12 protein-coding genes are annotated in these 20,637 nt (G+C 63.4%); 3 read left to right on the top strand and 9 right to left on the bottom strand.

The genetic code is table 11. The annotated features are described in order from the left end of the window. Positions 1-31: 31 nt before the first annotated feature. On the bottom strand, positions 32-1,609 hold the full coding sequence (gene ffh / locus NEK97_RS06500; RefSeq protein ID WP_235522061.1) for a signal recognition particle protein: 1,578 nt from the start codon (positions 1,607-1,609) through the stop codon (positions 32-34). Positions 1,610-1,774: 165 nt separating this feature from the next. Here ffh and NEK97_RS06505 point away from each other — a divergent pair, with 165 nt between their 5' ends. After that, the gene (locus NEK97_RS06505) at positions 1,775-3,175 is read left to right on the top strand and encodes a glucose-6-phosphate dehydrogenase (RefSeq protein WP_257369054.1); all 1,401 of its coding nucleotides are present in this window, start codon (positions 1,775-1,777) and stop codon (positions 3,173-3,175) included. Between the two features lie 98 nt (positions 3,176-3,273). Here the strand turns inward: NEK97_RS06505 and NEK97_RS06510 are convergent, their stop codons facing one another. Continuing rightward, complete coding sequence (locus tag NEK97_RS06510) at positions 3,274-3,612, bottom strand: P-II family nitrogen regulator (RefSeq protein ID WP_017199639.1); 339 nt, start codon at positions 3,610-3,612, stop codon at positions 3,274-3,276. Further along, the gene (locus tag NEK97_RS06515; protein ID WP_257369055.1) at positions 3,609-4,931 is read right to left on the bottom strand and encodes an ammonium transporter; all 1,323 of its coding nucleotides are present in this window, start codon (positions 4,929-4,931) and stop codon (positions 3,609-3,611) included. Before NEK97_RS06515 ends, NEK97_RS06510 begins: the two co-directional genes overlap by 4 nt. 225 nt (positions 4,932-5,156) lie before the next feature. On the opposite strand from NEK97_RS06515, the gene NEK97_RS06520 reads away from it, so the two are divergent. Then, on the top strand, positions 5,157-6,377 hold the full coding sequence (locus tag NEK97_RS06520) for an MFS transporter (protein WP_257369056.1): 1,221 nt from the start codon (positions 5,157-5,159) through the stop codon (positions 6,375-6,377). A gap of 65 nt (positions 6,378-6,442) precedes the next feature. Here the strand turns inward: NEK97_RS06520 and ftsY are convergent, their stop codons facing one another. Continuing rightward, positions 6,443-7,648 carry a signal recognition particle-docking protein FtsY gene (ftsY, locus tag NEK97_RS06525; RefSeq protein WP_257369057.1) on the bottom strand — a complete coding sequence of 402 codons (1,206 nt, stop codon included), beginning with the start codon at positions 7,646-7,648 and terminating at the stop codon, positions 6,443-6,445. 20 nt (positions 7,649-7,668) lie between these two features. After that, positions 7,669-11,247 (bottom strand): chromosome segregation protein SMC, encoded by a 3,579-nt coding sequence (gene smc / locus NEK97_RS06530; protein ID WP_257369058.1) that lies wholly within the window; start codon positions 11,245-11,247, stop codon positions 7,669-7,671. A 350-nt stretch (positions 11,248-11,597) separates the two neighbouring features. Between smc and NEK97_RS06535 the strand changes: the two genes are divergently transcribed. After that, a complete protein-coding gene (locus NEK97_RS06535; RefSeq protein WP_257369059.1) occupies positions 11,598-16,493 on the top strand; it encodes a DUF4082 domain-containing protein in 4,896 nt (1,631 codons plus the stop codon). A gap of 36 nt (positions 16,494-16,529) precedes the next feature. Here NEK97_RS06535 and NEK97_RS06540 read toward each other — a convergent pair whose 3' ends face one another. The 4 genes from NEK97_RS06540 to mutM are packed head-to-tail and all read right to left on the bottom strand — an operon-like array spanning position 16,530 to position 20,637. Continuing rightward, on the bottom strand, positions 16,530-17,558 hold the full coding sequence (locus NEK97_RS06540) for a hypothetical protein (protein WP_257369060.1): 1,029 nt from the start codon (positions 17,556-17,558) through the stop codon (positions 16,530-16,532). Then, the gene (locus NEK97_RS06545; RefSeq protein WP_306672885.1) at positions 17,555-18,847 is read right to left on the bottom strand and encodes an MFS transporter; all 1,293 of its coding nucleotides are present in this window, start codon (positions 18,845-18,847) and stop codon (positions 17,555-17,557) included. Before NEK97_RS06545 ends, NEK97_RS06540 begins: the two co-directional genes overlap by 4 nt. 8 nt (positions 18,848-18,855) lie before the next feature. After that, positions 18,856-19,635, bottom strand: a complete 780-nt coding sequence (locus tag NEK97_RS06550; RefSeq protein ID WP_257369061.1) for a hypothetical protein — start codon at positions 19,633-19,635, stop codon at positions 18,856-18,858. 30 nt (positions 19,636-19,665) lie between these two features. Then, entirely contained in the window at positions 19,666-20,637 is a 972-nt protein-coding gene (gene mutM / locus NEK97_RS06555; RefSeq protein ID WP_257369062.1) for a bifunctional DNA-formamidopyrimidine glycosylase/DNA-(apurinic or apyrimidinic site) lyase, read from the bottom strand.

Below are 20,637 nucleotides of genomic sequence, written 5' to 3' on the forward strand. Positions count from 1 at the left end.
TCCCAACTGCCTGGCAGCTGGGACGCACTGTCTACTTACCGAGGAACTTGTCGAAGCCCTTGGGAAGGTTCAGCGACGACGGGTCGAAGTCCGCCGCGCCTTGCCCAAAAGCCGCGCCCGTGGGGGCCGCTGAAGCAGCGTTTGCCCGTTTGGCCTCCGCATCGCGAAGTTCCTGGGCTGCCTTGGCCGGGTTGCCGGACCTTGCCTTCTTCTTGGGAGTGTTCTTCCCGTTCTTGCGTCCGCCAGGGCCACCGAGGCCGGGCATCCCAGGCATACCCGGCATGCCGCCGCCCTGGGCCAGCTTCTTCATCATCTTCTGTGCCTGGGCGAAGCGTTCCAGCAGGCCGTTGACCTCGGAGACATGCACGCCGGAACCCTTGGCGATACGGGCGCGGCGGGAACCGTTGATGATCTTGGGAGCAACACGCTCGTGCGGTGTCATGGAACGGACGATCGCCTCGACGCGGTCGATCTCTTTTTCGTCGAAGTTCTCCAGCTGCTGACGGATGTTTTGAGCACCCGGCATCATCATGAGCATCTTCTTCATGGAGCCCATGTTGCGGATCTGCTGCATCTGGGCGAGGAAGTCGTCAAGGGTGAAGTCTTCCTGGTCGGCGAACTTCTTCGCCATCCGGGCGGCTTCATCCTTGTCCCATGCCTTCTCGGCCTGCTCGATCAGGGTGAGGACGTCACCCATGTCGAGGATGCGGGAAGCCATGCGGTCTGGGTGGAAGAGCTCAAAGTCGTCCAGGCCTTCGCCGGTGGAGGCAAACATGACGGGCTTGCCGGTCACGGACGCCACGGAAAGCGCGGCACCACCGCGGGCGTCGCCGTCGAGCTTTGACAGGACGATGCCCGTGAAGTTGACGCCCTCGTCGAAGGCCATCGCCGTGTTGACGGCGTCCTGGCCGATCATGGAGTCGATCACGAACAGGACTTCGTTGGGGATGATCGCCTGGCGGATCCGGCGTGCCTGATCCATCATTTCGGCGTCGACGCCCAAGCGGCCGGCGGTATCAACGATCACGACGTCGTGAAGCTTCTGGCGGGCTTCCTCGACGCCGGCCTTGGCGACGGCGACCGGGTCACCGGCAGGGTGTTCAAGTTCCGAGGTAGCGCCGGGGTGCGGAGCGAAAACCGGGACACCGGCACGCTGGCCAACAACCTGGAGCTGCGTCACTGCATTGGGACGCTGAAGGTCGCAGGCAACCAGCATGGGGCTGTGGCCCTGGGCCTTGAGCCACTTGGACAGCTTGCCGGCGAGGGTGGTCTTACCGGCACCCTGGAGGCCCGCGAGCATGATGATGGTGGGGCCGTTCTTGGCCAGGCGGATCCGGCGGGTCTCGCCACCGAGGATTTCCTTCAGTTCCTCGTTGACGATCTTCACGATCTGCTGGCTGGGATTCAGTGCACCTGAAACTTCGGCACCGAGCGCGCGTTCACGGATGCGTCCAGTGAATTCGCGGACCACCGATACGGCGACGTCCGCATCCAACAGGGCGCGGCGGATCTCCCGGACCGTGGCATCGACGTCAGCCTCGGTGAGGCGGCCCTTGCCACGGAGGTTCTTGAAGGTTGCTGTCAACCGGTCAGAGAGTGAATTGAACACGCGCCGTGCACTTCTTTCGATGGTCTACGAATGGCGGCCAATGCGGCACGCCAGAGTCTTGACGATTCTTGCCCCGGCACGATGACTCAACTACGGGATGACTCAACTGCGGGACTCGACTATCTAGGGTACCAAGTCGCACCTCCAAGATGGCATGCTGGCACGGTGACCAGTAAAACAACTGTAAAAACATTGCTCATCCTCGGCGCATCCGGAGACTTGACGGGCAGGCTGCTGCTCCCGGGCCTTGCTGGACTGTTGGCCGCGGGTGGCGCTCCAGGCCTGCGTTTGGTGGGAGCCGGCTCTGATCCCTGGTCTCCGGACCAGTGGAGGGAACGGGTCGACGGCGCTTTCGCCGCCGCGTCGAAGGAAGCCGACGCCCAAGGCAAGGCGGCTTTGGCTGCGGTGGCCGGGAGCACCGAATACCACCAGCTGGACGTGACGGCGGACGGACCGCTGGCAGAGTTGCTGTCGCAGCTGGAGGGCCCGGTCGCGATCTACTTCGCGTTGCCGCCCCACGTCAGCCAGAAGGCCTGCGAGGTTTTGCACCCTGGACAGTTGCCGGCCGGAACCCGCCTGGTCATGGAAAAGCCATTTGGATCAGGTACCGAATCGGCGCGCGAATTGAACAAGACGCTGGCTGCGCTGGTGCCGGAGGACCACATCCATCGGGTAGACCATTTCCTGGGCAAGGCAACAGTGCTGAATATCCTCGGCCTCCGCTTCGCCAACAGGTTCCTGGAACCGGTGTGGAACCGGGACCACATCGAAAAAGTGGAGGTCATCTTCGACGAAGACCTCGCCCTTGAGGGCCGTGCCCGCTACTACGACACCGCCGGCGCGCTCCGGGACATGATCCAAAGCCATCTCCTGCACATCATGGCGTTCCTGGCCATCGACGCGCCGGCCACCATTGGGGAACGCGACCTGCGGGACGCCGTCGCCACCGTATTGCGTGCCAGCAGCATCAAGGCCCCCTACAACCTGTCGACGCGTCGTGCCCGGTACACGGCAGGAACCCTGGGCGAACGTACCGTGCCCGACTACGCCGCGGAGGAAGGCGTGGATCCTGCCAGGAACACCGAAACCCTTGCGGAAGTCCGCGTGGACATCGACAACTGGCGTTGGAGCGGCGTCCCGTTCATCCTCCGCTCGGGCAAGGCCATGGGACAACGCCGCAAGGAAGCAGTCATCACGTTCCGCCCGGTCCCCCACCTCCCCAAGGGCTTCTCCGGCGTGGACTCCCCCAATCAGTTGCGGATCGGTTTCGGGCCCGACGTTTTGGAGCTCGACGTCGATGTCAACGGTCCCGGTGACATCTTCAGCCTTGACCGCGCAAGCCTGGTGGCCGAACTCAACGCGGCCGGGATGCTGCCCTACGGCGAAGTGCTCGAAGGCATCCTGACAGGCGATCCGCTCCTGTCCGTCCGGGGCGACACCGCTGAGGATTGCTGGCGGATCATCGAACCCGTCCTCAATGCTTGGGCGAACGGCGAGGTGCCCCTGGAAGAATACGCCGCCGGCAGCGCCGGGCCCGCGAACTGGCCCACCGGCGTCGAGGACTAAACGTCGAAGACTAAACAAGGCAACACAAAGCGGGCCGGGTACCTTGACTGGTACCCGGCCCGCTGCCGGTGTTTGAGTAACGAGTGGTAGCTGGTGGCCTAGATGGCCGCCGCGCCCCGTTCACCCGTCCGGACCCGGACTGCTTCATAGACATCCACGGTCCATACCTTGCCGTCGCCGGCCCTGCCGGTATTCGAGCTGGCGATGAGGACATCCAGGATGTCGTCCGCCTGTTCGTCCGTGGCCAGGACCTCGATCCGGATCTTTGGCAGCAGGTCCACGTTGTACTCGGCTCCGCGATACACCTCGGTGTAACCCCGCTGCCGGCCGTAGCCGCTGGCTGCACTGACCGTCAGGCCCTGAACCCCGTATGCTTCGAGGCCTTCCCGGACTGCTTCGAGCTTTTCGGGACGGACGATCGCTGTGATGAGCTTCATGCCTGGACACTCTCCTTGCCTTCTGCGGGAGCCTTCTCTTCGGACTTTCCGGTCATCGCCTCATGGAGCGGCTGGAAGCTGCCCCCGTGGCCGTTGACGCCGAACTCGTACGCCGTCTCAGCGTGCAGGCTGAGGTCGACGCCCACGTTCTCCTGTTCAGTGGAGACCCGGAAGCCCATGGTCTTGTGGATGGCGAGGGCGATGATGGCCGTCATGATGGCCGAGAAGACGATTGCGATGCCTGCCGCTGCGAGCTGGGCCCACAGTTGGGTCAGGCCGCCGCCATAGAAGAGGCCGCCGGCGGTGACGCCTTCGCTCGGAACTGCAATGAAGCCCAGAGCCACCGTGCCGATGATGCCGGATACGAGGTGGACACCCACGACGTCCAGGGAGTCGTCAAAGCCCCAACGGAACTTCAGTCCAACCGCCAGGGCGGAAGCGACACCGGCCACAACGCCCAGTCCCAGTGCACCGACCGGGCTGACGTTGGCACAGGCGGGAGTGATGGCCACCAGGCCGGCAACCACACCGGATGCTGCGCCCAGGGAGGTGGGGTGTCCGTCGCGGATGCGTTCGGTGATGAGCCAGCCGATCATTGCCGCTGCGGGAGCTGCGAGGGTGTTGACCCAGATCAAGCCACCCTGCTCAGCAGTGGTCGCTGCGCCGCCGTTGAAACCGAACCAGCCAAACCACAGGATGGCCGCACCGAGCATGACGAACGGGATGTTATGGGGGCGGTGGTTCGGGTCTTTACCGAAACCACGACGGTTACCGATGATCAGGACCAGGACAAGTGCTGCCACACCGGCATTGATGTGCACCACGGTGCCGCCGGCGAAGTCGATTGCCGGGCCGAGGGCCTTTCCGATTGCACCCTCCGGGCCGAACAGGCCGCCACCCCACACCATGTAGGCCAGGGGGCAGTAGACCAGCGTGACCCAGACCGGGACGAAGATGGTCCACGCGCCGAACTTGGCGCGGTCTGCGATTGCGCCACTGATGAGCGCAACAGTAATGATGGCGAAGGTGGCTGCGTAACCGACCTTGATCAGGCCATCAGGGGTGGAAATGCCTTCGAGGCCGAAAGTGGCGAACGGGTTGCCCACGATTTCAAGGAAGCCTTCGCCTGAGCTCATCGATGCGCCCCACAGCACCCAGACAACTCCGACGATGCCGATGGAGATGAAGCTCATCATCATCATGTTCAAGGCAGCCTTGGCGCGTGTCATGCCGCCGTAGAAAAATGCCAGACCAGGTGTCATGAACAGCACGAGTGCCGCCGCCACCATGACCCATACGTGACCTGCGGTAAGTTCCATGGTGCACGTTCCTCTCTTGCTTTGGTTCTGCGGTTCTACCGCTGTCCTGACGCCTTTTGCGTCCTGCTTAAGAGTTTTGTGCCGCTGTGTTTCACCTGCGCAGGTTTTATATTGCGGGCCGGTTACAACAACCTCCCCAACGTAAATGGTGCATATCCCCGCTGTTACGGATATGTTTCAGGCGTCAGACTTCACCCGAAAACCAACCCGAAGGACCCCAACCGCATGACCCAGCCGCCCAGATCCGTCAAAGCACCAAGGATCCGGCCTGAGAAGACTCCCCTGCCACGCGACATCAAGGTGATGTTGGCCGCGGCGTTCCTGATTGCGTTGGGCTTCGGCCTGGTGGCACCCGTGCTGCCCCAGTTCGCCACCACTTTTGACGTTGGTGCAACTGCAGCCGCCGTGATCGTGAGCATCTTCGCTTTCATGCGCTTGGTCTTCGCCCCGGCCGGCGGTGCTTTGATCGGCAGGTTCGGTGAGCGAAACGTCTACGTTTCAGGTCTTCTGATTGTTGCCGTGTCCACAGCAGCATGCGCCTTCGCCCAGGATTATTGGCAACTGCTGATCTTCCGTGGGCTCGGTGGTGCGGGCTCTGTGATGTTCACCGTCGCGGCCATGGGCCTGCTGATCCGGCTGGCTCCGCCCGAACGCCGCGGGCGGGTATCGGGGGCGTATGCCTCGGCATTCCTGATCGGCAGCGTGTTGGGTCCGGTTGTGGGCGGCTTGCTTGCGGGCTTCGGACTCCGCGTTCCATTCCTTGCCTACGCAGGAGCGCTGCTCGTGGCTGCTGCGGTGGTCCGCACCATGCTTAGCGGCGAGGGACAGGCCGCGACCAAGGCAAACCCAGCTCCTGCCATGACCCTGAAGGAAGCACTTGCAGACTCGGCCTACCGCGCCGCAGTGTTCTCCAGTTTCGGCAACGGCTGGGTGACTTTCGGGGTTCGCATGGCCACCATCCCGCTGTTTGCGGTGGCGGTGCTGCAGTCGAAGCCGGAGACGGCTGCCTGGGCACTGGCCATCTTCGCGGTGGGCAATGCCAGCGCGCTGACATTCTCCGGGCGGCTGGCGGATGCCTGGGGACGGAAACCCCTGGTGGTGCCCGGACTCGTCATCACAGGGTTGGCTACTGCCGTGATCGGCTTGACCACGGATTTGCTGGCCTTTCTTGCCGCTTCGGCTGTGGCGGGATTCGGCTCAGGTTTGCTGGGGCCGGCGCAACAGGCCGCCGTCGCCGATGTCATTGGCCGGGGACGTTCCGGCGGCAAGGTCCTCGCAGTGTTCCAGATGGCCGCGGACACCGGCGCCATTATCGGCCCCATCGTCGCCGGGCTTATGGCCGATGTTCTGGGCTACGGCTGGGCATTCGGCATTACGGGTGCGGTGCTGCTGGTGACTGCCATCGCGTGGCTCCCCGCGCGTGAACCCCTGGGAAACAAAAACTGACCGACAGCAAAAGGTGCGGAACACCCCTGCTGCCGGCCAGTTAACCGTGTTGTGCTGCTGAGCTGCTAGTTGAGCAGCGCGTCCACGAAGCTTTCCGCATCGAACGGTGCGAGGTCATCCGGGCCTTCGCCCAAGCCAATGAGCTTCACCGGAACACCCAGCGACTTCTGGATGGCCACCACAATGCCGCCCTTTGCCGTACCGTCCAGCTTGGTCAGAACGATGCCGGAGATGTTGACCACCTCAGCGAAAACGCGGGCCTGGTTGAGGCCGTTCTGGCCCGTTGTGGCGTCCAGGACCAGCAGGACCTCGTCCACCTCGGCGAGCTTCTCGATGACCCGCTTGACCTTGCCCAATTCGTCCATGAGGCCGGTCTTGTTCTGGAGTCGTCCGGCGGTGTCCACCATGACGACGTCGACTTCCTGGTCGATGCCGGCCTTGACGGCCTCGTAGGCAACCGAGGCCGGGTCCGCCCCTTCAATGTCCGACTTCACGGTGGGCACGCCCACGCGCTGCCCCCACGTAGCGAGCTGCTCGGCTGCGGCAGCACGGAACGTATCAGCAGCGCCGAGCAACACGTCCTTGTCTTCAGCCACGAGGACACGGGCCAGCTTTCCCACCGTGGTGGTCTTGCCCACGCCGTTGACGCCGACGACAAGGACGACGGCGGGCCGGTCGCCCTTGCGTTCGACGTTCAGGGAACGGTCCATGCCCGGGTCCACCAGCTTGATGAGCTCTTCGCGCAGCATGGCCTTGACCTCTTCCGGGCTGCGGGTACCCAGAACCTTGACACGTTCACGAAGCGCGTCAACCAACTGCATGGTGGGTTCGGTGCCGAGGTCGGCGAGCAGGAGAGTCTCTTCAACCTCGTCCCACACGTTTTCGTCGATTTTGTCCCCGGACAGAAGCGCCAGGAGGCCTTTACCCAGGATGTTGTTGGATTTGACCAGGCGGGCACGGAGCCGGTTCAGGCGGCCCTCGACGGGGTCCGGTGTATCAATGGCGATGGTTTCGAGCCCGGCGGCGTCGTCGGGAACATCGGTGCCGGCAACCGTTCCGTCAAAGGTGGGTGCCGGTGCTTTGACGGCGTCCGGGTGGTCCTCCACCAGAGTTCCGCCGCCTGCTGCCGAGGACTGGACGGGGTCGTTGGCGTCCCGCGGCCCAGGGTATTTGGCCCCGGATTTCCGGGCCTTCAGCAGTACCGGCACGAGTCCGCCGACCACTACGAGCGCAGCGACAATGGACAGAATTATGGGAAGGAAATCGTTCACTCCCCTACCTTCTCATATTGCTAAGCCCCGGCACCGAGCCTCTGGCTGATGACGGTGGAGACTCCGTCGCCGCGCATGGTCACCCCGTAAAGGGCGTCCGCTACTTCCATGGTGCGCTTTTGGTGGGTGATCACGATCAGCTGGCTGGACTCACGCAGTTCCTCGAAAATGGTGATCAGCCGGCCCAGGTTGGTGTCGTCCAATGCGGCTTCAACCTCATCCATGACGTAGAAGGGCGAGGGCCGCGCCTTGAAGATTGCCACCAGCAGCGCAACGGCCGTCAGGGAACGCTCGCCGCCGGAAAGCAGCGACAACCTTTTGATCTTCTTACCGGCAGGCCGTGCTTCCACTTCAATTCCCGTGGTGAGCATGTCGTCGGGATCGGTCAGGACAAGCTTGCCTTCGCCCCCTGGGAACAGGCGCGCGAAGACGTGGTCGAACTGGGCGGACGTGTCAGCAAAAGCCTCGGTGAAGACCTGCTGGACGCGGTTGTCCACTTCCTTGATGATGTCCAGCAGATCCTTGCGGCTGGCCTTAAGGTCCTCCAGCTGGGAGCTGAGGAATTGGTGGCGTTCTTCCAGTGCGGCAAATTCCTCAAGCGCCAGGGGGTTCACTTTTCCCAGGGATGCGAGGTCGCGCTCAGCTTTCCTGAGCCGTTTCTCCTGCTCCGCGCGGACGAACGGGACTCCTTGAACCACTGGTTCGCCATTCTCATCCACCGGTGCCCGCAGCTCGGCCCACTTGTCGGTGGTGGTTCCGGCGGGCAGGGGCACGGGCTGGTCCGGACCGTAATCAGCAATCAATTGTTCAGCAGATAGCCCCAGTTCTTCGATGGAGCGCGTTTCCAGGGCTTCGATGCGCAACCGATGCTGGGTGCGCGCCATTTCGTCCCGGTGCACGGAGTCGGTCAGCTCAGCGAGTTCCTTGGCCAGGGCATCGTTTGAAGAGCGGACCCCTCCCAGTTCCCGCTCCAACTGCTCACGCGTTTGCTCCGCAAGATCTCGCTCACGCCCGGCAAGGTCAACTGATATGTCCACGAAGCGCAGGGTCTGCTCCACAGCCGACGCGACGGCGGCCGCTCGTTGAGCCTGGGCACGTCGACGCTGTGCCCTGCGCGCGGCCTCTTCACGGGCGCGTCGCTCGGTAGCGGCAGCACGCTCCAGGGATGCCGCCCTGTTACTGATGGCGCCGAGTTGTTCTTCCGCAGTCCGGAGGGCCAGCCGGGCTTCGGTCTCCAGCGCACGGGCAGTCCTGGCCTGCGCTGCGAGCTCGTCACGCTGGTCCGTGGACGGCTCTTCCTCGGGAGCTTCCTGGGCCGCTGCAAGGCGTTCCGCGGCGACTTCAAGGTCCAGTTGGGCCTCGGCGATATTGGCCTCGGCCTTTGCCATGGACGCGGCAAGGCGGTCGCTTTCGCCAACGGCGCTGCGCAGGATGGAGTTCAGGTGCCCCAACCTCTCCGCGACGGCGGCCAGGCGGGCATCCGATTCGTGCAGCCGTTCCAGCGCGGCGTCGGCGCGGTCCTGTGCTTCGGCGCGCCGGGCCTGGGCGCCGGCCAGGGCAAAGCGTCCACGCTCCAAACGGGCAGTAACCTCCTGGAGGCGGGCCCCGGCGTCGTCCACTGCGGCCTGGACTTCCAACAGCGACGGTGCGTTCGTTGAGCCGCCCACGACAGTGAGGGTGGTCAGGACATCCCCCTCCAAGGTGACGGCCGTAAGGTCCGGCCGTTCCGTGACCAGCGAAGCTGCCGCCTGGACGTCATCGACGACGACGGTCCCGGCCAGGAGCGCCAACGTACCTTGGGCAGCGGGGTCGCCGATTTTCACGACGTCGGCAACCCAGCGACAACCGGCCGGAAGCGGGCTGCTGCTCCGAAGGGCCTGAACGTCGGTTCCACCGTCGGCCAAGAGCAGCGTCGCACGTCCGGCGTCGTCCTGCTTCAACAACCCGATGGCGGCAACAGCGTCGGCGGCACCGCCAACCACTACCGCGTCGGAGGCGCTTCCCAGGGCGGCGGCAACGGCGGCCTCGTATCCCGGTTCGACGCTGATCATGGCTGGCAGCGGACCAAGGGTCCCCTCCGCCGCGAGGAGCCGGCCGGAGCCGTCCTTGCGTTTAAGTCCCAACTGCAGTGCGTCCCGACGGGCCGTCAACGAGTCACGCTCGCGAACAGCGTCCCGCTCGGCAGCTTTGAGCTCTTCGATCTCCGCGAGGACTGCGTCCAGGACCTCGGTGGCTTCCTCATACTCGGCGTCGAGGCTCTCTTCCCCATCCTCGACACCGGCCACTTGGGTTTCCAGTGCCGTGAACTCGCTTTGGGCCTTCCGGCGCCTTTCGTTGCCCGACGCAAGAGACTCCCGGAGCCGGCCGCGCTCAGCTTCGGCAGCTTCTGCACGGGAACGTGCCGCGGCCACCTGGCCAGCCAGCCTGGCCAGGCCCTCCCTGCGGTCTGCCGCAGCCCTCAGCATTGCGGTAAGCCGCTTGTCCTCCGCGGCCGCGAGCGCTTCCGCCCCGTCCTTGGCGACGGTGGCTTCGAGGAGCGCCGCTTGCTTGGCGAGGATGTCATGTTCCAGTGCCGCTTGTTCCTCACGCACGCGCGCCGCTTGCCGTTCAAGCTGGTCCGGATCGCGCCCAGAGTCCACGGCCCCTTCGGAAGAACCGAGGAGCCGACGGCGTTCGGTAGCCAGGGAGCCAAGGGATCGCAGGCGCTCCCGCCCGGCGGAGAGCTGATACCAATGGTCGCGGGCCGCGTTGAGCCGCGGGGTCGCCTCTGCGGCCTGCTGCTCCAGGGCCGCCTGACGTTGACGGCCCACCAGCAGGCCGGCCTCGACCACCTGGCGCCGTTCCTTGAGTGCAGCTTCGTCGGCGACGTCCTGTTCGAGGGAGGTTGTCAGTTGCACGAGGTCGTCCGCGAGGAGCCGGGCGCGGGCGTCCCGGACGTCGAACTGGACCGTCTGTGCCCGTCGCGCGATCTCCGCCTGCTTGCCCAACGGTGTGAGTTGCCGTCGGATTTCCGCAGTCAGGTCGCCAAGCCGGGCAAGGTTGGCCTGCATGGCCTCGAGCTTCCGGACCGTCTTTTCCTTCCGGCGGCGGTGCTTGAGGATCCCGGCTGCTTCCTCGATGAAGCCCCGACGGTCTTCAGGGGTGGCATGCAGGACACGGTCCAACTGCCCTTGCCCGACGATGACATGCATTTCCCGGCCGAGGCCTGAGTCGGACAGCAGCTCCTGGATGTCCAGGAGCCGGCATGGCGCACCATTGATGGCGTATTCAGACCCACCCGTGCGGAAAAGGGTGCGGGAGATCGTGACTTCGCTGTACTCGATAGGGAGGGCGTTGTCAGCGTTGTCAATGGTGAGGGACACATGTGCCCGCCCCAAGGGAGGGCGGCCTGACGTCCCGGCGAAAATCACGTCTTCCATCTTGCCGCCACGCAGCGTTTTTGCGCCCTGCTCGCCCATGACCCAGGCCAACGCGTCCACCACGTTGGATTTGCCCGAGCCGTTGGGGCCGACGACGGCGGTGACGCCGGGTTCGAAGTCGAACGTCGTGGCCGACGCAAAGGACTTGAATCCGCGGACAGTCAGACTTTTCAAATGCAAGGCGCTTCGGTTCTCCTGGATGGACCGTTGGTTGTATCCCCAAATCTACTGCCGATAGGGCGAAATACAGGGATCTGATGCCGGAATGCCTTGCGGGCGGCCAGCCGCACCCCTACACTCCTGCCAAGGGTTACATGGACTTTTCGTTCCGGTGATCCGGCCCAGGCTCGAACTGTTGTTGGCCTGCACCGGATCCGGTCCCGTTTTTCGGAACGACGCGCCCATGTGGCGAACCCGTGTTCCACAACTGAAGATCTAGGTTTGACCCTGGCTGGGGAGTGACAAGCCGGGACCTGCGCATTACCCCGCGGGCCCGTCTTAGCTATCGGCGTACCACTCCAGGAGTTCTGATGCCCGGTCCTTCAGCTTCCCGACCACAGCGAATCTTCAAGGGTCTCCTTTTACCCGTGGTGATCGCCCTGGTGGGGGCACTGCTGCCACTCACCGCGCCGGCAGCCGTCGCGGCGGGGCCCTGTGACCCAGTGGTCAACGCTGTGGCCTGTGAGAACTCCAAACCCGGCAGTCCACCATCGGAATGGGACATTGAGGTGCCGGGCGACGACAGCATCCAAGGCTTCTCGACGGACATGAGCGTCAATGCAGGGCAGCCCATACGTTTTAAGGTCGATACGGACGCGCCCACGTACACGATTGGGATTTACCGCACCGGCTGGTACGGCGGAAACGGAGCCCGCAAAATCGCGAACGTAACGCCATCTGCATTCAGGCAGAAACAGCCCGCATGCCGAACGGACGTTGCCACCGACTTGTTCGACTGCGGCAACTGGGCCGTATCTGCCACGTGGCAGGTCCCCTCGACAGCCGTCTCAGGCGTCTACGTAGCGTTGCTTACCAGGCCCGATACGGGCGGCCAGAGCCACATAACGTTCGTAGTGCGATCCGACGCGAGCCGTTCGGATGTTGTATTGCAAACATCGGACACCACTTGGCAGGCGTACAACACCTATGGGGGCTCGGACTTCTATCAAGGCGCCCAGAACGGCCGGGCCTACAAAATCAGCTACAACCGACCAATTGCCACCCGGGGCGCAAATTCGGGAAGAGACTTCTATTTCGCCAATGAATACCCCATGGTTCGGTTTCTGGAACAAAACGGGTACGACGTCAGCTACATCAGTGGCCTCGATACAGATCGCAGCGGCGGGCTGCTGCTGAACCACAAAGTGTTCCTCTCAGTTGGACACGATGAGTACTGGTCCGGACCCCAGCGTGCCAATGTGGCAGCAGCCCGCGATGCCGGCGTCAATCTGCAGTTCCTGTCCGGCAATGAAATGTACTGGCGGACACGCTTTGAGCCATCCATTGTTGACGGTGCTGCCGGTCGTACGCTCACCTCCTACAAAGAGACTTGGTCCAACGGTAAGGTCGACCCCAGTCCACAGTGGACCGGCACTTGGCGGGATCCTCGCTACGCTTCCCAAGCCAATGGTGGTGGCCTTCCGGAGAACGGGCTGACCGGCACAATGTACATGTCCAATTTCTCCGACCTCCCGGTGACTGTCAGCTCAGAGGAGGGCAAGACCCGCCTCTGGCGTAATACCACTCTGGCAACATTGCCCGCCGGCTCATCAGCCGCTCTGGCCCCCCACACGGTGGGATACGAATCCGACGAAGACATCGACAACGGATTCCGTCCTGCGGGACTTATCCGGCTGTCCACCACGGTGGGTAATGTGCCGGAATACCTTCAGGATTTTGGGAACACCGTAAAGCCGGGCAGCACCAAGCACAGCGTGACTTTATATCGCGCCTCCAGTGGCGCTTTGGTGTTTTCGTCCGGCAGCGTCCAGTGGACTTGGGGACTGGACCAGGAGCACGACGGCAACGGTGCAGCAGCTGATACCCGGATGCGGCAGGCCCAACTCAACCTCTTTGCCGACATGGGCGTACAGCCCGCAACGCGTGCGACAGGCCTGGTGGCCGCAGCCGCCAGCAGTGATCGGACAGGGCCCGCGGTTGCCATCACTGCTCCAGCCAACGGAGCGACGATCCCCCATGGCACCAAGGTGACCGTCACTGGCACCGCGTCGGACAGCGGTGGCGCAGTTGCCGGCGTCGAGGTTTCGACGGACGGCGGCAACACATGGCACCCGGCCACGGGAAAGCAGAACTGGACTTACAGCTACATCCAGCAGGGCCTTGCCACTGCCACCATCCAGGTCCGGGCGATTGACGACAGCGCCAACATCGGGGCCGCCACAACCCGCAACCTGACCCTGAGCGGGCCTTACAGCGTGTTCGGGCAAACTGTTCCTGCTATTCAGGATTCCGGCGACGGTAATGCCTACGAAATGGGATTACGCTTCACTCCCACAGTGGACGGCTTTATCACCGGGGTCCGGTTTTTTAAGAACACGGCCAACACCGGAACGCACATTGGTTCGTTGTGGAATTCCTCCGGCGAGCGCCTAGCCACGGCCACGTTCACCAATGAGACCGCATCCGGCTGGCAGTCGACGCTATTCGGCCAACCAGTGGCTGTCGCTGCGGGACAAAAGTACACGGTCTCATACTGGGCGCCCAAGGGACACTATTCCAGCCAGGATTACCAATGGGCGAGCTTCGGCTCGACGGCCGCTCCATTGACAGTTGCTGGTGGCTTTGGTGCCGAGCCGGCAGGTGTGTACAGCACGTCGCAAAGCTTCCCCACAGCCAGTTACAACGGTGGCAACTACTTCGCCGACGCTATTTTCAGCACCGTGGACAACTCCCCCCTGACGGTGTCTTCGCACTCGCCTATACCCTCATCGTCGAGCGTCCCGGTGGCAACCAAGGTCAGCGCGGTGTTCTCAAAGCCCGTTACTGCCGCCAGCGTCCAGTTGACGCTGCGGTCGGCCGCCGGTCCTGTCGCTGGAACCACAGCTTACGACGCTGTATCGCGCCGCGCCACGTTCACACCGTCCGCGCAACTGCAGTTCAGCACCCAGTACACCGCTACACTGGCCGGCACCGACAGTGTGGGTGGCCAAGTAGCGTCGGGGGGCACTTGGACATTTACCACCGCGGCCACGATGCCTGTACCCGGCGCCTGCCCGTGCAGTCTCTTTGATGACAGCGTCACACCTGGAATCCCGGAGATAAGGGATGGAGTTCCGCTCACCCTGGGTGTGCGCTTCTCCAGCGTTTCGGCGGGCGAAATCACGGGCATCCGCTTCTACAAGTCCGCGGGCAACACCAGCACCCATACCGGCGCACTCTACGCGGCGTCTGGCCAGCAGCTGGCGACCGTCACCTTTGCCAATGAAAGCGCATCAGGCTGGCAGACGGCCATGTTCAGCCAGCCAGTCCAAATGGCAGCCAATACCCAGTACATCGTGGCGTACAAGTCTCTTACCGGTACCTACTCAGCCACTGTCGACGGGTTTGGGCCGGGCATGAGTATTGGGCCACTTCGGGCCGACGCCGATGCTGGCGCTTACTCGTACACCGGGGACTTCCCGAATTCGCGGTCGACCACCAGTTACCTTGTTGACGTTATCGTCATGATTCCGGCGCCCCCATTCACAGTCGGTTCCCACACACCACTGCCTGGCTCATCGAGTGTCCCTCTGGATAAGGCGGTGTCAGCCGTGCTGTCCGAGGCCGCCGTGCCGTCGAGCGTCACTTTGTCCTTGAAAAACGGCAACGGGGTTGCAGTCGCAGGGGCAACCACGTACGACCAAGCGACGCGGAGAGTTACCTTCACTCCCGCTGCGCCGCTTGCAGCAGAAACGACTTACACGGCCACAGTCACCGCTACGGCAGTGTCCGGGCAAGCCATGTCATCCGGTGGTTCGTGGACTTTCACTACCGTTCCCCCGCCACGGACCCCCGGGGCATGCCCTTGCACCTTGTATCAGGACACGGTATCGCCTACCACCGCCGAGGTGGACGATGGCATGGCTTTGACTCTGGGAGTCAGGTTCGCCAGCGACACTGCCGGTCAAATAACCGCCATCCGTTTCTACAAATCGGGCGGGAATATCGGGACCCACACCGGATCCCTCTTTACCGCAACGGGACAATTGCTTTCATCCGTGACCTTCACCAACGAAACTACAGCCGGCTGGCAGACTGCGACGTTCAGTCAGCCGGTGTCCATCCAGGCTGACACTGAGTACATAGCTGCGTACAAGTCTCCGAGCGGAAAGTACTCTTACACGGATGCAGGATTCGGCGAGGGCTTCACCAGTGGCCCCCTACGCACAGCACCCGATTCCGGCATGTATACATATTCAGGTAACTTCCCGGGTGACCGATCGTTTGCAAGCTACTTGGTCGATGTCATCTTCAGTGTCACCTCTGCGCAACTGACGGTAACGGAGCAGGTTCCGGCACCGGGCGCCACGGACATCCCCACCGACGTGAAACCGTCCATCACCTTCTCCTCCGGGATCAACGCCGGTTCGTCCTTTACCCTGACGGCGAACGGCTCATCCATTGCAGGGACGGCGGCTCTCTCCTCCGATAGCCGGACGGTCACGTTCACGCCGGCCGGACCCCTTCCCAACAGCACGGTCATCTCAGCCAGCGTGGCCAACGTGGTCTCCCAACAGGGGCAGGCTTACCCCACCACCAACTGGCAGTTCACAACTGCAGCCCCGACCGTCCAGGTGTCCACCATCTTCGGTTCACTGAGCCCCCAGACAGCGTCCGCCTCGGATGCCCTGTCTGTGGAGTTGGGCACGGCCTTCACCGTTTCCCAGGCGGGCAACGTCACCGGCATCCGTTTCTACAAGGGGACCGGAAACACCGGAACCCACGTCGGCTCGCTCTGGAACTCGGCGGGCACGCGGCTGGCACAAGTGACCTTCACCAATGAGACGGCAACAGGATGGCAGACCGCCACACTGGCCACCCCCGTGGCATTGTCGACCGGCCAGACCTACGTGGTTTCCTACCGTGCCCCCGTCGGCCGGTACTCCTATACGCAAGGCTTCTTCAACCAGACCTGGACGAGCGGTGTGTTTACCGCTTCCGGACCCAATAACGGGCTGTACAGGTACGGCTCAGGAGGCGTCATGCCGGCCAGCTCGTTCGGGGCGACGAACTACTTCGTGGACGTTGTCTACTCAAGTGCCGCACCCGCCCAGCAAGCGGCGGCGGCACCGTCCCCGTCGCCTACCGCGACAGCTACGGCAACGCCTACCCCGACAGCTACGGCAACGCCTACTGCGACACCGAGCCCGTCACCGAGCCCGACGCAGTCCGGTGGTTTGCTCTGCGGGCTGTTGCCGCTCTGCTGATCACACAGCAGAGGACCTACTTTACGGGTGGCTTGCTCAACGGATGACGCTGGGCGACCACGCGTGGGCAATGAACATAGCCGGTTGCGAACCGGGAGTGGTGCCCAGCTGCCAGATGTTGCTGTCCCCTTCCACGGCCTCATCCGCCAACCCGTAAAGGAGGTTCTGGTTGTCCAGCCATTCAATCTGGTCATCGACGCTTCGCTTCTCGGATAGGACCGTCTCCTGCCCGGTGGCGAGGTCAAGCACAGCCACCTTCCAATGCGCAGCCAAAGCACCGCCGTCGTTCTTCTTGAAGGCAATCCTGGTCCCGTCGGGCGAAATCGATGGGCACTCCACATTGTCGTGCACAGCGGTCAGCGTCTTTGCTGAGATACTTCCGCGGACCAACCAGATCCGCCCCGACGAAGCCGCCGTGGCGTAGAAGGCATCCTTTTGTCCCGGCACGAACGTTACTCCCCAGATGTTCCTGTCAGTGGCCACCAGCCGTTGTCCGTTGACCAGGAGGGCGTAGTCCTCCAGGTTTTCGGGTGTTCCTCCCGACTGTGTGATCTCCGTGGCGGTCGAGAACCCGGCGGTCGCATACGAGTGGCCCGTGACAAACACGGTGGTGGCGATCATTGAGCCATCAGGACTGATACGGGTCCTGCTGGGTATTCCCTTGATGGGCCACGAGCTTTGGGGTTCCCAGTCCCGGTTCAAGAGCGCAGCTTCGAACGCGGTCACCAGCCCGCGGTTTGTCTTCAGGCAGACGGAAGACTCCTTTGTTCCATACACACGGTCGCATTCCTGTTCGCTGACGGACCTGGCTCCCGCCGGAGCCGAGAGGGGAACGGTTGCTGCGTGGCCGTATCCCTGCCCGGAAGCTGTGTTCCGGAAGAGGACAAAGGGAACGCTTGGCAGCGGTTGCGCAGCCGTGACACCCACCGTCGAGGCCGCAGAGCGGCTCTCCTCAAACCGCTGATAGGCCCCCACCGCGTAGATTCCTGCTCCTGCCAGGACCAAGGCAGTCACGGCCAGCAGAAGGCCCCACCTAACCTTTCCCAGGCCCAGCGCTTCACTCATGCGTCGGCGTTAACGACATTGGCTGGCGAAGTGCCCCGCAGGATGAAAATGACGGCCACAACCACGCACCCCAGCAACGCGCCCGCTATCACCATGGCTGACGACGCACCCGCCGCGTACCAGAGCACACCGAAGCCGGCTGAAGCGATCATCCTGGTGAGCGCCACAACTGTCTGGGCCGAAGCGATACCCGTGGCCAGTTTCCCGGGCGGGGTCAGTTGGCTGGCCAATGCGGCCAATACGCCGTCGGTTGCCGCGTAAAACGCACCCAGCAGAACCAGGCAACCCACTGTGGTAGCAAGTCCACCGATGGGCGAAGCCGCGAGGAGATAGGTGGCCAGGAGCGCCACGTGGCCGCCGACAAATACCGGGATCTTGCCTACCCGGTCAGCCAACCGTCCCATGGGAACCGCAAACGCCAGGAAGACCACGTTGGTGCCTACGAACAACAGCGGGAACCACTGGACAGCAAAAGAGTCCCTGGCCTGCAGGACCAGGTAGATAAAGCCGTCGCCAATGGTCACCAGGCCCAGGAGCCCGGCAGCGATCAGCACCTTTCCCAGGCCCGGCTCCTTCAAGTGGCTCCACGAAAAAGCGAACAGCCGGCGCCCCTCGCGTTCGGCTGCGTCCGGCAGCCCATCCGCCCGGACGTCCGGCACAATCAGCCCCAGGACGGCAACGCCAATCACAGCGAACGCAAGCGAGACGACAAAAACCGTGCTGAACCCGTTGGGAATCATCAGCAGGACAAAGAACGCGATCAACGGTCCGGCTGCTGCCCCGATATTGTCCAGCATCCGGTGCACCCCGAAGGACCTGGCAAGATGCTCAGGCTGCGCGGACACTGAAATGAGCGCATCCCTGGGGGCAGTGCGTATACCTTTGCCGATCCTGTCCCCCGTGACAATCGCGGCAATCGCCCAGAATCCCCCGGCCAACAGGAAACCTATCCTTGCAACCATGGACAGGCCATACCCGGCCAACGCAATTCGTTTTGGATGGCCGCTCCGGTCCGCTGCCCAGCCCGCGGCAATTCTGACGATCGCGCTGGCGCCTTGATTGATCCCGTCAATGAAACCAAATGCGATCGTGGACAACCCCAGGAAGCCGGTCACGTACAACGGGAGAATGGCTGTGACCGATTCCGAGGAGACATCCGTGACCATGCTGACGATGCCCAGCCATACGATCACCGGTGACAAGCGGAACGGCACTCCACTCGGCAGCGCCGTTTCCGCACCTTGCGGCTTGGCCCGTTTACCGCCCCGGTCTGAAAGCGAAATGTACATGGCCGCCCCTAGCCCGCCGTCGTATGCAGGGTGCCCAGCAGTTGGAACCGCGAAGCGCCGGTACCCGTCGTCGTCACGGAGACTGTCACGGTATCGCTGCCACGAACGAACCGCGTGGCCACAGCACCGTCAGCGGCGGGAGCTTGCTCAGACCAGAACCCACGGGACACCAGGGACTGGCTGAAGGAGCCCAGCACTTCGCTTTGGGGTTTGGCCACGATCCCATCCGCTGCCACTTGAAGGGCATTGCCCGAGGTCGTCACTGAGGTGGAACCTATGGTTGTTCCGGCAGGCAGGGTGAGAATGTCAGCCGGCCACCCGTCCACCACCTTGCCGGCAGCCGTACCCGGCGCAGGCAAGGCACCCGAGATCAAGGGGGCGGGCGCGGATGGTTCGGGCAAGCCGGAAGGGGTCGCGGTCACCGGTGGAAGGACTTCCAGGGGTTTGGCGGTGGACTGGCCGTCGCCGCCGGTCCCCTCCGGGCCGGCGCCGGCCTGGTTCGACGACGGGCTGCCGGACACCGGGGTGCCCTCGCCCGGGCTTGCGCCGGCCGGAGCACCCTGGGTGCCGCTGGAGCTGGGGGCTGGGCGTGAAGTGGAGGAATCCTGCGCAGTGGTGGAGCCGGTCCTTCCAGCCATCTGATCGAAAATGACTGCCACGGCGGCGACCAGCAGGGCAAGGCAAATGCCTGCGATGACCAGCCGCCGCGCCATCATGGTTTGGCCGGGCTGGGTACGCCGCAGAGCGGCTGATTCGGGGCCACGCGTTTCATGGGGACAGTCTGCCATCGCGATCCGGATTCCGGAACAGTTTTGGCGCTACCAACGCCCATTCCGCGGGCGCGGTTGGCACACAGGGCAGGTATAAGAGGAGCGGTTCATGAACTGCTCCCGTTTGATGACACTTCTGAGCCCGGCTGCTTCGCAGCGCGGGCACAGCTCACCAGCCCGCCCATAAGCGTTAAGGGAACGGGAAAAGTACCCCGAATCACCGTTCACATTCACGTAGAGGGAATCAAAACTCGTCCCTCCTGCAGCCAACGCAGCATTCATGACCTCTTGCGCGGCCACCACCAGGCGCTCGGCATCGGAACGGCGAAGGGTGTCCGTGGCCCGGGCGTAGTGGAGGCGTGCGCGCCACAGTGCTTCATCGGCGTAGATGTTGCCAATTCCCGAGATGACACCCTGGTCCAGGAGCGCCCTCTTGAGGCCCGTCTTGCGGTTCTTGATCTTTCGGTAGAACGCATCGAAGGAAAAGTGCGGGTCGAGCGGGTCCCGGGCGATGTGCGATGCTTCTTCTGCGATCTCGGGCAGGGGCGATTCGCCAAGGCCGCCAGGGCCGCCGTCGACGGTTGGGATCAACGACGTGACGAAGAGTCCACCGAAAATGCGTTGGTCGACAAACCGCAGCTGCTCCGGCATGCCGTCCACCGGGCTGAGCTTGATCCGGACCTTGAGGTGCTTCTCATCCGGCACCGCCGGATCCTGCATGAGCAGCTGGCCGCTCATTCCCAGATGGGCCATCAGCGCCACGCGCGGCATCTCCAAAGCGGTGGCCGCGTGCGTGGTGCCAGCAGGGTTCTCCATGGCCAAGGGCATCCACAGGAACTTCCCGCGTCGAACGACATCCAGCACGGTTGCATGTTCGAGGTTCCCCACGAAATCCTCGGTACCCAAGGCATGCCGCCGGATGGAGCGGGGATCAATGACGTCGACGCCGGTGATGGTCCGGCCACGCACCCAGCGGGCCAGACCTCGGCGTACTACCTCTACTTCAGGGAGTTCCGGCAT

It is taken from the genome of Paenarthrobacter sp. UW852, assembly GCF_024608385.1.
Taxonomy (GTDB): Bacteria; Actinomycetota; Actinomycetes; order Actinomycetales; family Micrococcaceae; genus Arthrobacter.